Source organism: Variovorax sp. LjRoot130 (genome assembly GCF_964253755.1).
Lineage (GTDB): Bacteria > Pseudomonadota > Gammaproteobacteria > Burkholderiales > Burkholderiaceae_C > Variovorax.
The window spans coordinates 295,663-309,053 of record NZ_CAXURM020000002.1 but is presented as its reverse complement, the minus strand read 5'-3'; the positions used below and the strand labels follow the sequence as shown (position 1 = coordinate 309,053).

Below are 13,391 nucleotides of genomic sequence, written 5' to 3'. Positions count from 1 at the left end.
AGATGACCCGAACCCTAGGGAGCCACCATGACATCCTCACGACAGCGACGCGGGGCAAGGACCCGGGAAAGGCAGGCCGCGTCACGGTGTCTTGGCGCGAAGCTCGGCCGATGCCTGCGCTGCCTCCGGCCGGGCCGGTTGTACCTGCTGAAGCTCGGTGAGGAGCGAAAGAGCCCCCGCAGAGTCGGTGCGTGCCAATGCGACGGCCATGTGCAGCAACGGGTCGTATGCCGGGCGGAAATCGGGACTCGTGCGCAACGCTGCCAGCAGAGGCTCGCGCACCTGCGACAACATGCGCCGAACATCGTTGGAGGGCCGCACTCCCCGTCCCGCTTCGAGAAATCGGTCCCGCGCCACCCAGTACGCGGCCAGGCGTTGCGACCAGGCGGCATCCGAGCCGCCGCTCACCAGGTCATGTGGCTCGAGCGCCAGCTCGTGCAGCAGGGCGAAGAGCCTGTCCTGCGGCAACGAATCCGGCGCGTAGGTGATGCGAGGGGCCCGATAGCTGACGATGGGGCGGTCGTCGGTGTTGGCCGGCGCGTTTCCTGCGAAGCGGGTCAAGGCTGAAGGACCGGCCACGAATCCGCCCAAGAGACCGAACTCGTCCGCGATGCCGAAGTCGGCCAGGCGCTGCGGCAGCCTTGTAGTGGCGAGGCGTTCCGTCAGCTGTGCGCGATCGAAACCTTCCCCGTCCCCACCGGCGATGAGTCCGAGCACAGGTGTCTCGAGGCTGTTGGTGGCGAGCGTCGCCCATCCATGCGGATTCACCGCAAGGAAGGCCTGCACAATGCTGCGCAGGGAATCGAGGTCGAGCTGATGCAGCGGGAGCCATTGGCAGAACACGCCGTGCGCCGTGAGGAGCTTGCGCACCGCCCCAAAATGCTCGACCGTGTACAGGGACCCGGTGCCGCTGCGCGCCGGATGGTAGTTGTCGGCAACGATCACGTCGTAGCGCTCCGGGGCGGTTCTCGCGAAACGACGTGCATCGGCTGCCATCACCCGAAGACGATCTTCGGGCGAACCGCTTTCGAGAGAGCCGGTGAAGTGCGCGGAGGCGGCAATGACTTCCGGCAGCAGTTCCACCGCGTCGACCTGCAGCGTCGGATCCCTCGCCGCGGCGGTCGCCGTCACGCCCGTGCCCAAGCCGAGGAACAAGGCGCGCTTGGGCGCCGGATGCAGGAGCAGCGGGAGCAGTGCCTGCCGTGCATCGGCGTGCAAGGTCGCACTGCTTCCTTCCTGCTGACGATTGTTGATCCGCAGTCGGGCGACGCCGGCTGCGTCTTCCACAACGCTGACCGCCGCGGCGACGCCCTCGCGGTAGGTGATGACGCGGCCACCTTCGGGCAGGTCGATGAAGGCCAGCGCCGGCGCGAACGCAGCGACAGCGAGCGCTGCCCCAGCGGGTACCCAGAAGGCGAGCGTCGGCAACATCCGTGGCAAGGCCAGCGCCAGGTAGGCCGCGGCGACCAGCAAGAGTGCGACCTTCGGCCCCAGCGCCGGCACGAGCACCACGCCGAACAGCAGGGGTGCGGCTGCAGCGCCCAGGGTATTGAAGCCCAAGGCACGGCCAAAGCTGTGATGACCGGATTGCGCCTCGATGCAGAGATGGCTGAACAGTGCTCCCATCACGATCGTGGGCGGCAGGAATGCGATGAGCGCCAATGCGGCCTCGGCCGAGAGCGCGGAAGCCATGCCTGCGCCAAGCCCCGCGGTCACGAGATTCCTGACGTCCTCGGCCGCCCACAGCGTTCCGGTGCCGAGCAGGCAAGCCGCTGCTTGCAGGCACAGCAGGCGGGCGCGAATCGCTGGACTGCCGGCTTCCGCGAAACGGCGCTGATAGGCAGCGGCACCCAGCGCCGTGCCCACCAGGTACACCGCCAGCAGCATCGCGAAGGTATAGACAGTGTCCTCGGCCACTTGGCTGAGCACACGGACGACAAGCACCTCATAGCCGATTCCCAGCAAGCCCGTGATCGAGAGCAGCACCAGGGCGCGGTGCTCCCGCCGGCGGACGGAAGACTCTGACGTGGCGGCGACGGCAACGATCTCGTTCGACCAGAGGCCGAGTGCCGCAGCGGCACAGAGCACATTCAGCATCGCACACACGCCGGCGGTGCGCGCGAGGCCAAAATCCGGCACGAGCCAGAAGGCGGCGACGAGCACGCCGAGCACCGCGCCAAGGGTGTTGCATGCGTAGAGCCCGGCGATGCGGTCTCCCGTGCGGCCGAGCTGCGCCATCACGCGCTCCATGGCCGGCAGCGTCGCGCCCATCGCGGCGGTTGCGGGCAGCAGCACGAGGAAGGTCCCGAAGAACGCCACCGCCCACTCCCATGAGGGCGCCGGTTGAGCGCCAGTGAGGTCGAGCAGCGCATGGCTGACCGGGGCCAGCAGGAGCGCCAGCAAGACGCTCCAAACTGCCATCGTTGCTTCGCACGCCGCATACCAGCGCCCGGGACGGCTGCTGCGATGGATCCGGGGACCGAAGACCAGCGCGCCCACGGCCAGGCCACCGAAGAAGGCAGCGATGACGGCCAGGATGGCGGCCGACTCGTGGCCCAGCCACAACGCGCATTGCTGCGTCCAGACGATTTGATAGCCGAGCCCGGCGAAGCCGGACGCCACCATCAGGCCGTAAGCGGCCCGACGGCGGGTGCCATGTGAATGGACGCGATGCTGGCTGAGCGGGACGGCAGACAAGCGGCCAGCCTACCCTTGCAGTTTGTCAGTTCAACGACAGCAGATGCTCAGCCACCGAAGGTGATCTTGTAGCCCCAGGAATCCAGCCGGGCGGGAATTGCATTGAACGACATCGTGATGCGCTGCTCGCCGGGATTGGGCGGCACCGCGTGCATGAGGTAGCTGGGAAACAGCACGAGGTCGCCGGGCTGTGGCGCCGGGCTGACCCACTTGTCCGCGCTGTACGGTCCGGGCGTCGTCCGGTTGTGATCGTTCCTGAAGGCGAAGTCCGAACCGCCGGGTGATTTCATGAAGACGGTCTGTGCGTCCGGATGGGTCGCGGTCAGATACACCACGCCGGAGACAAAGCTGTTCGCATGGTTGTGCATGGCCTGGCGGCCACCGGTGTTCAGCACGTTCACCCACATCTCCTTGACCGACCACCCGATCCGCTCTCCGAACAGGAGCGCACCGAAATCGACAAGCTTGGGCATGATCAGGTTCGCGCACTCGACCAGCAGCGGGCTGTCTCCGGGCTGGAGCATCTCGGTATGCGACAGGTTGGCCGAGGAGTTGTTGGAGCGCACGGCCGCTGCGGCGAAGTGCCGGACCAGGCCGTTCACCAGGTCGGGGCCGAGTGCCGCCGGCACACGCATGAACGGGGTGGGAAAGAGCCCAATGATTTCATCCATGCCATGAATTCTCGCTGCCGCATTTGACATTGCGATGCCCGGTTCATCGGTCTGTCACAGGGACAGCACACCATGCGATGTGCACTTACCCGCCCCTCCATGCACTTCATCCTTCAAAAAATTCTCGCAGGCGCGGTCTTGCTCGCGCTCGCTGCGATTCCCGCCGCTCATGCGGAGGTCGATTTCAACACGCTCGAGATTCCGAGGGAGATCGCATCCGCTCTGCCGGACGAAGGATCGTCCTCGATCCGGCAGGGCGTGAGCACCGTCGAGGCCGGGCGCGACAGCAGTCTCGGTGGGGCGATTTTCAACCCCTTCACGCAACCGGCAGCGCTGCCTCCCCCTGGGCCCGTTGCCGCTGCGCGTCCTCCGGCTACGCCCGAGCCCGGCTCGACGGTGACCTTGACGCTGATCGTGAGCGCTGCCGGCGCAGCGCTGGTGGGCTTGCTACTGCGTCGCCTTTAGGCGCCGAGTCGCCGAAGCTCATGAGCGCTCATCCGTACCACCTGCGCACGCCTTAGGTCGACGCGGCCGACCACATGACTGGTCGTCCACACTCCGCATGTCTCTAACGCAGCGGAAGCAGCCTTTCGTAGCGCGACGGCCTACGACTCAGATGGGCCAAAAGCGAAAGCTGCTCCTCTTGCCTGCCTAGGCGCGCGGAACACACTGCGAGCCCGACGCAATCAGTTCGCCATCGCACTCGCAGCCCTTCGCGGACTTGGGCGTCTTGCCATCAACGAGAGCGCCTCTCGAGTTCGGTGGACAGATCAGTTGCTGCCGAACGCTGTTCTGGAACATGTCGAATCCGCCACGGCCGTCGGCATGTTGCCCCACGCAGTGGACATTTCCGTATTCATCGGGGGGCTCAGACTGCTTGTATATCTCCGGCGGATCGAGGTCCTTCAGGAGTTGGAGGCATGCCGTGCGATGGTCGGGGTACTCCTTCCTCTTGTAGAGGATCCCGAATCTGCCATCGACGAGCTGTGTCGCCTGGACAACGTGGCGAGCCGTCGCCGAAACTGCGCCGCGGCCTTCTCTTTGATACACGAGACGAAGCTCGCTGCCTGCAAGATCCCCCACCACGATCTCACGCACTCGATCCCCGCTGTCGAACGAGAGCCTGAGCGACTTGCCGCTGCGCTTGCCTTCGAGGATCGGGAAGATTCTGGGCCGCATTTCCTCGTTCCCGCTGAACTGAACAAAGCCCACAAGTTGGTCGGCCGTCGGCTCCTGGAGGTGCAGCCGCATGAACTCTTGGCCGAAGGACGGGTAGAAGGCTGCCGCGTGCGACTTCCACTCGCCGGCGACGCTCTTGCTGGTGAGAGAAGAAAGCGCGTCGGTCAGCTTCCGGGTCGAATCTGTGAGGCTCGCGAGGGCGCCAATGCCGAGGCAGGCAATGATGACAACTGCGGCCACCCTGTTGTTCTTGATTCGATCAAGCAGCCGATCAACTAACGTGCGGCCATCTGATGGCTTAGGGGTCCGAACCTTTGGCATGGCAAAGTCCTCCGAGCTGGCGGGCGGCAGCTTCCGTTTGGTCGTGGCGAGCACCCGAAGGGTGATTTGTATCTCGGGCATCAGCCGCAGGCAATCGGCTCGATAAGTACATAAGAGCGCCAAGCTGCCTTGTGTTCATGTACCCGTCCTCCTTGAGGATCGCTTGCTAGATCCAAACCTTGCCGCCTGCACGAACGCGAAGGTAAGCCCTGACGAGGGACTAACCCGACTCAGACTGATATCGTGCCAGCACGGCCTGGTCGTACATCTCATCGAGTCCGTCGACATCGAGCGACGTCGATTCCCCCGTCGTTTCCAATACGCGCTCTGACACTTGAGGCGCGGCGAGTTCCCCGGCGAGGATACGGAAGTGCAGCCGTAGCTTTCCAGGGCAAGATGGCAAGGGTGTCGGACGACCGACCCTCTTCGCCAGGTAGCAGAGAGCCGAATCGAACATGACAGATTGGGTGGACGCCGCCTTCGTCGACAACAAGGCGGGCCTCCCACCGGTCGAGCATTTCAGGCAAGCTACGCAGGCCCGCCATGGAACTCCATTGGCTGCTCGGCTCGTCCGGCAAATCCGCGCCAGCCAGCATCTGGAAAGACTGTCCGTCAAGCGGCTCCACCGAAACCTCCAACTTGGCGTTCGACAACGACGTCTCTGAGCGGTTCTTCAGTACGAGCTTCATTTCGATGAGAGCCGCGTTCACGCGAGCGTATTCCGCATACTCCCGCCAGAAGTCCCTGTTGTCGTGCCACATGTGAGCGCGAACCGAAATCTCAAACGGACCCAACCTCTCGGGTGGACTTTCGAAGTCGGGCAGCTTCTCAGGGAAGTTCAAGTACTTCAGCGCGACGGTTTCAGGCAGAACCTCGTTGTCCGGCGTAAGCACGGAAAGGGCCAACAGCACCTGCCCACGTCCGGAATCAGCCAAGGCCATGGCTGCAACTTCCGTGGGCTCGGCCTCCTCCGTGCTGCTCCCGCGGCGCACGTACGCAACGTTGCTCTTCAACTTGCCGTAGGGATTCGCAATGAAGAAGGGACGCTTTTGCTTGGGAAGCGTGATGACTCCGACGGTCTTGCCTTCGTACAGGTGCTCCTCGTAGCGGAACGTCAACTTCGGCTTCACTTTGCTGTTGACGAACTGTTGCAGCCTGGAGTCGATGCTCTCTGAGATGCCCACTACTTCTGCCAGGTGGGGTCGGTTGTCCTTGAGTCCGAGCAAGATGTAGCCTGTCCCCTCACGCCACGCGTTTGCCATGGCCAGGATGGCCTTCAGCATCTCCGACTTCTCAAAATCGTTCCCGCCCGCGAAGCGGTACTGCTCACCCTTGAAGTCTAGGTCGGTGCCCTCGCTTCTGTAGCGGAGCGCGTCCAGCAGTTCGTTGTTCACCATTTCAGCCTCCTGGACACGGCTCGTACGGGTTCCGGTTAGAGCACTTGGTGCCCCACGATGAAGAATACTGGACGGCCGTGACGAACGTCCAGTTCTGGCCGGAAGCGAGAGTACGAAACCGTGCCAGAAAGCCGACTTCCGCCGGGACCCCGAGGGCGCGGCATCCAGCTTCATCCGAAGACTCGTCCTCATCGCCGTGAACTTCGTGCGCGATCTCGCCGAGCGCATAGATCGCAGCGATGTGGCCCGGACTTGAGCAAACGGTTCTTCCCGCCAACAGCTTCATTGTCGCGACCAAGCCGCTCAGCGGCGTTGCCGCTTCTTCCATCCTGCCAGGCGGTGAAACGTGAGCGTCAAAGACATTCACGAAATGCGCACAGCGATCGCGAGCCTGAGCCTGCAGCCCCTTTCCATCACATACATGGTGGGCTCTGCCGATCACCGCTCGCTGTCGCGTGAGCTGCTGATCACCAACTTCTAGCCATTAACAGCGGCGGTGCGCTACCGGCCTGCCGGGTGCCGTGTTGGCTCGAGGTTAAAAACTCCCGACTACCGGACTAGGCCGACGCCCCTGCTGGAGCTTGTCAGCAGTGTCTTCGATCTCACGGATCGTAGAGGCGACATGCTCGCTAACGACAGCCAGGAACATTGGCATCGCTTGCAACGCCGCAATTCGCAAACCCCGTGAAGCTTTGAGGAGTGGAGCCGGGGCCCCGGCGGCGTACTGATTCTGAAGAGGACAGCTCATGTCGCCTTCATAGAACCCGTCGACTAGGCGCATTGCCTTCACAGCAAGGCACCACCTGCCTTCGACGCGAGCAAGCCCGAGCACTTGAACTACACGGGAACTGGTTTCGTGCGGTCCGAGCTTTCCTTCAGAGTCGGCACTTTCCACGGGCTCTGAATGCCAGACCTCTAAGCCAATGTTCAGCGCGGTAGGCGTTTCTGTGGTGTTCTCGAGGGTGCTCGTGCATCGCGCCCCAGCAGCTCGTTCACGTCAGCGCAATCCCGGACCGCGCTCCGGTATCCGCTTCTTGATCTTCGAGATCGTGTGGGCCTCCACCTGGCGAGCCCACGGTCCATCGATGGTCCGCAGATTCCGTCCCACGAGATGCCCCAGGCCAAGCTCGTCGGCAAGCTGCGAAATAGCCGTCTCGACATCGAGCGACAGGTTGGTGACAAGCACGTCGTCACCGTGGAATACGAGGCTGTTCGACCAGAGAAAGCCGACCGGTGCACCGTTGCGATCGATTCCTCCGAAGTCCCCCAGCTTGGCAACGACGCGGCCCTGCGTGGGCTCGAGCACGAGGATCTCGTTCGACTGGTTGCACGCGATCCAGAGGTTGTCGTGCTCGTCGATGAGCAGACCGTCGGGCCCGCCGCCGATCCGGTTGACGAACACTTCAGGCGTGCCGGGCTCGAGCGTCGAGCCGTTCACCGGTATCTTGACAATGGTGTCGTTCGCCGTATTGGCGACGAACAAGGCCGTCTTCTTGTTGTTGAACGCCAGACCGTTCGCGCCGATGGTCGGCGGAATCCTCGTCGGCTTGAGCAGTGCGCTGCTGACCCATGCCGACGCTTCGCCACCGTCGGGTCCGACTTTCCAGATGATGCCCTGATGGGCGTCGGTCACGTACACGTTGCCGGCGCCGTCGAAGGTCATCCCGTCGAGGCCGGGCTGCTTGCCCGTGACCGTCATGAACACGGATGAGGCACCCGACATGTGATCGACGCTCAGGACCTTCCCGGCCCCGTAATCGACCACGAGCAACTTGCCCGTCTGTGGATGGAAGGCGACGTCGAGCAACAACCTGCCCGAGCCCTTGATGCCGACACTGCGCAGATGCTTGCCCTGCGGGTCGAACACAAGGAGCGTTCCCTCGCTCGTCCTGGGCTTGTTCGCCGCCACCGTGACGACATAGACGTTGCCCTCGCGGTCGGTGGTGATCCCCTCCGGGTGCGCCTCCCCCTGGGGCAGCGTGGCGAATGTCTCGACCTTGCCACGCTCCCACGCATTGGCGGCGAGCGGTGTCGCGAGCAACACCAGCCATATCAGCATCGGCAAGACCAGCAGTGCCTTGGCTTTGTTCATTCTCATGTCTCCTAAGTTGATGGATCGTCCCGATGGATCCGGTGGGTGATGTCCGCCGCTCAATACGACTTCGGCAGTCCGAGCGCCTGCTCGGCCACGTAGCAAAGCGCGAGCTCCTGCGTCACCGGAGCGAGCAGGGAGAGCACGCTTTCGCGCAGCCCGCGCTCGACGTGATACTCCTTCGCGAAGCCGAACCCACCGTGCGTGCGGACAGCTCGCAACGCCGTCTCATAGCCGGCCTCCGCGGCGAGATACTTGGCCGCAGTGGCCTCGACCCCGCACGGCTTGCCGGCGTCGTAGAGCGCAGCGGCCTTCCACATCAGCAGCTCGGCGGATTGCAGCCGCATCCAGCATTCCGCGAGCGGATGCTGAATCGCCTGGTTCTTGCCGATCGCCCGGCCGAAGACGACGCGTTCCTTTGCATAGGCCGTGGCCCGCTCGAGCGCCGTTTCGCCCGCGCCGAGCGCTGATGCCGCCACGAGGATCCGCTCGGGGTTCAGCCCGTGGAGCAAGTACTTGAAGCCCTTGCCTTCCTCGCCGATGCGATCCTCGGCGGGAATCTCCAGCCCGTCGATGAACAGTTCGTTCGAGTCCACGGCCTTGCGCGCCATCTTCTCGATTTCGCAGACGCGCACGTGCGAGCGATCGAGGTCCGTGTAGAACAGCGTCACGCCGTCCATCGGGCGTGCGCAGTCCTCGATGGGCGTGGTGCGCGCCACGAGCAGGATCTTGTTGGCGTGCTGCGCGGTCGAGGTCCAGACCTTCTGGCCGTTGACGATGTAGCGGTCGCCGTCGCGGCGGGCGAAGGTCTGCACGCGCGTGGTGTCGGATCCGACATTGGGCTCGGTCACGCCGAAGCAGGCGCGATCGGTTCCGTCGATCAGCGGCGGCAGCATGCGCCGCTTCTGCTCATCGGTGCCGAACACGACCACCGGCTGTGGGCCGAACAGGTTCAGGTGCACCGACGACACGGCTGCCGAGCCGAGCGTACCGATGGTGCGCATCACCATCGCGGCCGCCGAGATTCCGAGTCCGGCGCCGCCGTGTTCGCGGGGCATCGTCACGCCGAACCAGCCGCCGCGGGCGATGGCCTCGCAGAACTCGTTCGGCCAGCGCCCGTCGCGGTCGCGGTCGAGCCAGTAGCCGGGGCCGAATCCGGCGCAGAGGTCCTCGACGGCGTCGCGGATCGCGAGCTGGTCTCCGGAAAAGTCGAAGTTCATGCCGGGAGTTGCTGCAGCAAGGTTTCAGGGACCTGAACCGGCATGTCGAGCAGCATCTGCGCCATGCCTTTTCCGAGCGAATCATTGCGCAGCGATGCCATGCCGCCGCCGCCGAGCGCCTGCTCGCACACCAGGTTGATGGCATGGATTCCGGGCAGCTCGTAACGCTGGACCTGCCCCTGCACCAGATGGCCGAGGTACGCCTTCACACGCTCGGTCGTCACCTGCTCGTGCAGCACGGGCACCAGTGCCGGATGGCGCGCGATCAGGCCGATGTTGGACGTGTCGCCCTTGTCGCCACTGCGCCCGAGCGCGATCTTCACGAGCGGCAAGGTCTTGCGCGGACCTGCGGGAAGCGCGAGTGCTGCGCTCGCAAGCGGATCTGGCGCGACCTGGGGCCGTGGTGGCGGCGACGCCACCATGGTGGTCGTGCCGTCTATCGTCACGGTGGGCGTGACCTGCTCTTTGGGAATGAGCCAGGCGACCTGCCGCAACACCGGCGACACCGAGGGACGGCCGCCCGTACCGGTGGTACCCGGCGACCATGATGTGCCGGGAGCGGCGAACTCGCGGCTGAACATCTCCAGTGCGCGCCGTTCCGCATGCGTGACGGTCAGGCGCAGCACCACTTCGCGCGTCGGCAGTGTCCGCGCATGCGGGCCGTAAGCGGACTCGGTGCCCAGCAGCTCGATCCTCGTGGCAAGGAAGTGCTCGAACCCGTGCTCGCGCAGCAGCCGCCGTCCGCGCTCGAGCAGCGCCTCGCCGGTTCGCTTCGCCTTGCCGGGGGCATCGATCCCCACGATGGTGAGCTGCCCCGACACCTTGAAACCCGCGTGTGCGGTGGCGCTGACCTTGTACGTGTTCGTTGGCGGTCGGCCGCGTGCGCCCGTCACACGGACACGATGCTGCCCCACCTGCTCCAGGTGCACCGCACGGAAGTCGCACGTGACGTCCGGCAGGAGGTAGTTGGCGGGATCGCCGATCTCGTAAAGAAGCTGCTCGCCAAGCGTCCCCGGCGTGACGAGCCCGCCCGTGCCCGGCGGCTTGGTGACGACGAAGCCGCCGTCTTCGCGGCACTCGACGATCGGATACCCGATGTCGGCCCAATCCGGCACGCGCTCCCAATCCGTGTGCAAGCCGCCGGTGGCCTGGCAGCCGCATTCGATGATGTGGCCAGCGAGGCTGCCCGCGGCAAGACGGTCGAAGACGTCGGACGTCCAGGCGAATTCGTGCATCAACACCCCGAGGGTGACCGCGCTGTCGACGCAGCGCCCGGTGATCACGATGTCGGCTCCCGATTCGAGCGCGCGTGCGATCGGCAGTGCGCCCAAGTAGGCGTTCGCCGTGACGAGGCGCTTCGGCAATGGTTCGCCATTGGACATGTCGACAGCACCCTCGTGGCGCATCGCCTCAGCGAACGGGAGCACGTCATCGCCTTCCACGACCGCGACGCGCACTTGCACGCCGAGTTCATTGGCCAATGCCTGCACCGCCGCGGCGCAGCCCTTTGGGTTCACGCCGCCCGCGTTGCTGACGATTCGGATACGCTGCTCGACGGCCTGCTTCAGCACCGAGCGCAGCGCCACCGTCACGAAGTCCGTGGCGTAGCCTTCCTCCGGCTTCTTCATGCGCGCGCCTGCGAGGATCGACATCGTCAGCTCTGCCAGATAGTCGAACACGAGGTAGTCGATGCCGCCGTGGCGCACCAGTTGCTCCGGGCCCAGGCGGCTGTCGCCCCAGAAGCCCGAGGCGCCGCCGATGCGCACGAGCTTGCCCGAACCCGCGGCGTTCACTTGCCGGTCCATTGCGGCCTCCTCTTCTCCTTGAATGCCGCGATGCCCTCACGCGCATCCTGCGTCATCGCCAGCAGCCCGATTTGCCCTTCTCCGAACGCCATCGCCTCCTCGAAGGACATGGACCGCATCGCCTTCATCGCATACAGGCCGCGCCGCAGCGCTGTGGGCGAGTTGGCTTGCAGGCGGGTGAGCAGCCGCTCGAGCGCGGCGTCGAGGTCGTCCGCCACCTCGTTGACGAGGCCGATCTCGCGGGCTCGCGCGGCGTCGATCGGGTCGCCGGTCAGGCACAGCTGCGCGAGGCAGCGCTGGGGGACCTGCGACTGCAGAACGGCCAGCACTTGCATCGGGAACACGCCGACCTTGGCCTCCGGCAGCCCAAAGATCGCGTGCGGCGCCGCGAGGGCGAGATCGCACATCGCGAGCAGCCCCATGCCGCCGGCCATGCAGGCGCCGTTGACCCGCGCGACGAGCGGCACGGCCAGCGTGCGCGCCGTACGCAGGAGGTCCGCATAAGCGATGGTGGGTGTCGCGCAATCAAACTCGAAGGCATTGGCGCCCAGATCGGCGCCGGCGCAGAACGCCTCCTCGCCCGCGCCGGTGAGCACCACGGCACGAACCGTCGGGTCGGCCTTCACGCGATGCAGGGCATCCTGCAACGCGGCGATCACTTCTGCATTGAGCGCATTTCGGCGCTCAGGACGGTCGATGGTCAGCACCAGCCGGCCGTCTTGCCGGCTTTCCTTGACGAATGTCGTCATGCCTCGACTCCCATTTCGCTTGCTGCCGTCGCCACTTGCGTCGCGCCGGTCTCGACCATCTCTCGAATCTGCTGCGGCGAGTAGCCGGCCTCGGCCAGCACCTGCGCGCTGTGCTCGCCGACGAGCGGCGGCGGTCGCAGCGGCGGCAGCGGCGTCTGCGGCCACTCGCTCGGCACCGCCATGGTCCGCAGGGTGCCCTCGGTCGGATGCTCGTACTGCTGGAAGAACCCGATGTCCTGCAGGTGCGGATCGTCGATCAGCGACTCGAAGGTATGCGCCGGCAGCACCGGGATGCCGAGCGGCTCCAGCAGCCCGCGCCATTCCTGCGTGGTCTTCGTGCTGAGCTTGTCGGCGAGGATCTCGTAGAGCGCTTCGACATGCTGCGTGCGCGATTCGCCGTCGGCGAAGCGCGGGTCGCTCTCGAACCATTCGGCCTCGCCGACCGTGCGCATGAAGGCCTTCCACTGCTCGTCGGTGTAGACGACGAGGCACACCAGGCCGTTCTTCGTGGCGTACGGCCGCCGCTGCGGGTTGAGCAGCCGCGGATAGCCGAAGCCGCCGCGCGGCGGGACGAACGTGTGGCCGTAGAGATGGTCGCCCAGCATCATCTGCGCGGTCGTTTCGAACATCGGCACGTCGACGGCCTGCCCTTGGCCCGTTCGTTCGCGCGCGAGCAGCGCCGCGCAGATCACGCCGAAGGCGTACAGGCCCGTCGCGCGATCCGAGAGGTTGAGCGGGGCGTAGCGCGGCACGTCCGATCCCGCTCGCAGGCTGGCCTCGGGAATCGCGACGGCCGCCTGGATCAGGTCGTCGAAGGCACGCAACGCCGCATAGCGGCCGCGCTGGCTGAAGCCGAAGGTGCCGACATAGACGATGCGCGGGTTTACCTGCCGCACCGCTTCGTAATCCAGCCCGAGGCGCTTCATCGCCTGCGGCCGCACGTTGTAGACCAGCGCGTCGGCTGTCTGCGCGAGCTTCAGTGCCGCTTCCTTGCCTTCAGTGCGCTTCAGGTCCAGCACGATGCTGCGTTTGTTGCGGTTCAGGTTGAGGAACAACGGGCCGGCGCCCGCGCGCCCGCCGGGGCCGGTGGCGCGCAGCATGTCGCCGCCGGGAGGCTCCACCTTGATCACATCGGCACCGAGGTCCGCCAGCATCTGGGTCGCCGAAGGACCCATGACGACTTCGGTGATGTCGATGATGCGCAGGCCTGCGAGAGGCCCGGCTTGGCTCGAGTCGTTTTTCATTCGGCCCGTGCTCCTC

11 protein-coding genes and 1 pseudogene are annotated in these 13,391 nt (G+C 65.3%); 3 read left to right on the top strand and 9 right to left on the bottom strand.

Annotated elements, in window-relative coordinates; genetic code table 11:
• Positions 1-81: 81 nt before the first annotated feature.
• Together ACSQ86_RS31170 and ACSQ86_RS31165 are read right to left on the bottom strand one after the other, a co-directional pair.
• Positions 82-2,697 (bottom strand): fused MFS/spermidine synthase, encoded by a 2,616-nt coding sequence (locus ACSQ86_RS31170; protein ID WP_436307291.1) that lies wholly within the window; start codon positions 2,695-2,697, stop codon positions 82-84.
• A gap of 47 nt (positions 2,698-2,744) precedes the next feature.
• Positions 2,745-3,368, bottom strand: a complete 624-nt coding sequence (locus ACSQ86_RS31165) for a TIGR02466 family protein (RefSeq protein ID WP_436307292.1) — start codon at positions 3,366-3,368, stop codon at positions 2,745-2,747.
• 99 nt (positions 3,369-3,467) lie between these two features.
• On the opposite strand from ACSQ86_RS31165, the gene ACSQ86_RS31160 reads away from it, so the two are divergent.
• The gene (locus ACSQ86_RS31160; protein ID WP_436307293.1) at positions 3,468-3,833 is read left to right on the top strand and encodes a hypothetical protein; all 366 of its coding nucleotides are present in this window, start codon (positions 3,468-3,470) and stop codon (positions 3,831-3,833) included.
• Between the two features lie 186 nt (positions 3,834-4,019).
• Here the strand turns inward: ACSQ86_RS31160 and ACSQ86_RS31155 are convergent, their stop codons facing one another.
• Together ACSQ86_RS31155 and ACSQ86_RS31150 are read right to left on the bottom strand one after the other, a co-directional pair.
• Entirely contained in the window at positions 4,020-4,949 is a 930-nt protein-coding gene (locus tag ACSQ86_RS31155) for a hypothetical protein (protein WP_436310413.1), read from the bottom strand.
• A gap of 188 nt (positions 4,950-5,137) precedes the next feature.
• Positions 5,138-6,265, bottom strand: a complete 1,128-nt coding sequence (locus ACSQ86_RS31150) for an AlbA family DNA-binding domain-containing protein (RefSeq protein ID WP_436307295.1) — start codon at positions 6,263-6,265, stop codon at positions 5,138-5,140.
• Positions 6,266-6,504: 239 nt separating this feature from the next.
• Between ACSQ86_RS31150 and ACSQ86_RS31145 the strand changes: the two are divergent.
• A pseudogene (locus ACSQ86_RS31145) lies at positions 6,505-6,612 on the top strand (FAD-dependent oxidoreductase); the annotation flags it as partial.
• Entirely contained in the window at positions 6,612-6,746 is a 135-nt protein-coding gene (locus ACSQ86_RS31140) for a hypothetical protein (RefSeq protein ID WP_436310412.1), read from the top strand. The pseudogene ACSQ86_RS31145 and the gene ACSQ86_RS31140, both read left to right, overlap by 1 nt.
• A 516-nt stretch (positions 6,747-7,262) precedes the next feature.
• Here the strand turns inward: ACSQ86_RS31140 and ACSQ86_RS31135 are convergent.
• From ACSQ86_RS31135 to ACSQ86_RS31115, 5 genes are read right to left on the bottom strand one after another with little or no spacing between them, the layout of a single operon-like run.
• On the bottom strand, positions 7,263-8,357 hold the full coding sequence (locus ACSQ86_RS31135) for an SMP-30/gluconolactonase/LRE family protein (protein ID WP_436307296.1): 1,095 nt from the start codon (positions 8,355-8,357) through the stop codon (positions 7,263-7,265).
• A 59-nt stretch (positions 8,358-8,416) separates the two neighbouring features.
• Positions 8,417-9,577 carry an acyl-CoA dehydrogenase family protein gene (locus tag ACSQ86_RS31130; protein WP_436307297.1) on the bottom strand — a complete coding sequence of 387 codons (1,161 nt, stop codon included), beginning with the start codon at positions 9,575-9,577 and terminating at the stop codon, positions 8,417-8,419.
• Entirely contained in the window at positions 9,574-11,382 is a 1,809-nt protein-coding gene (locus ACSQ86_RS31125; RefSeq protein WP_436307298.1) for an acyclic terpene utilization AtuA family protein, read from the bottom strand. The genes ACSQ86_RS31130 and ACSQ86_RS31125 overlap by 4 nt, the downstream gene beginning before the upstream one ends.
• Positions 11,367-12,131, bottom strand: a complete 765-nt coding sequence (locus ACSQ86_RS31120) for an enoyl-CoA hydratase-related protein (protein WP_436307299.1) — start codon at positions 12,129-12,131, stop codon at positions 11,367-11,369. The genes ACSQ86_RS31125 and ACSQ86_RS31120 overlap by 16 nt, the downstream gene beginning before the upstream one ends.
• Positions 12,128-13,375 (bottom strand): CaiB/BaiF CoA transferase family protein, encoded by a 1,248-nt coding sequence (locus ACSQ86_RS31115; protein ID WP_436307300.1) that lies wholly within the window; start codon positions 13,373-13,375, stop codon positions 12,128-12,130. Before ACSQ86_RS31115 ends, ACSQ86_RS31120 begins: the two co-directional genes overlap by 4 nt.
• Positions 13,376-13,391 lie beyond the last annotated feature (16 nt).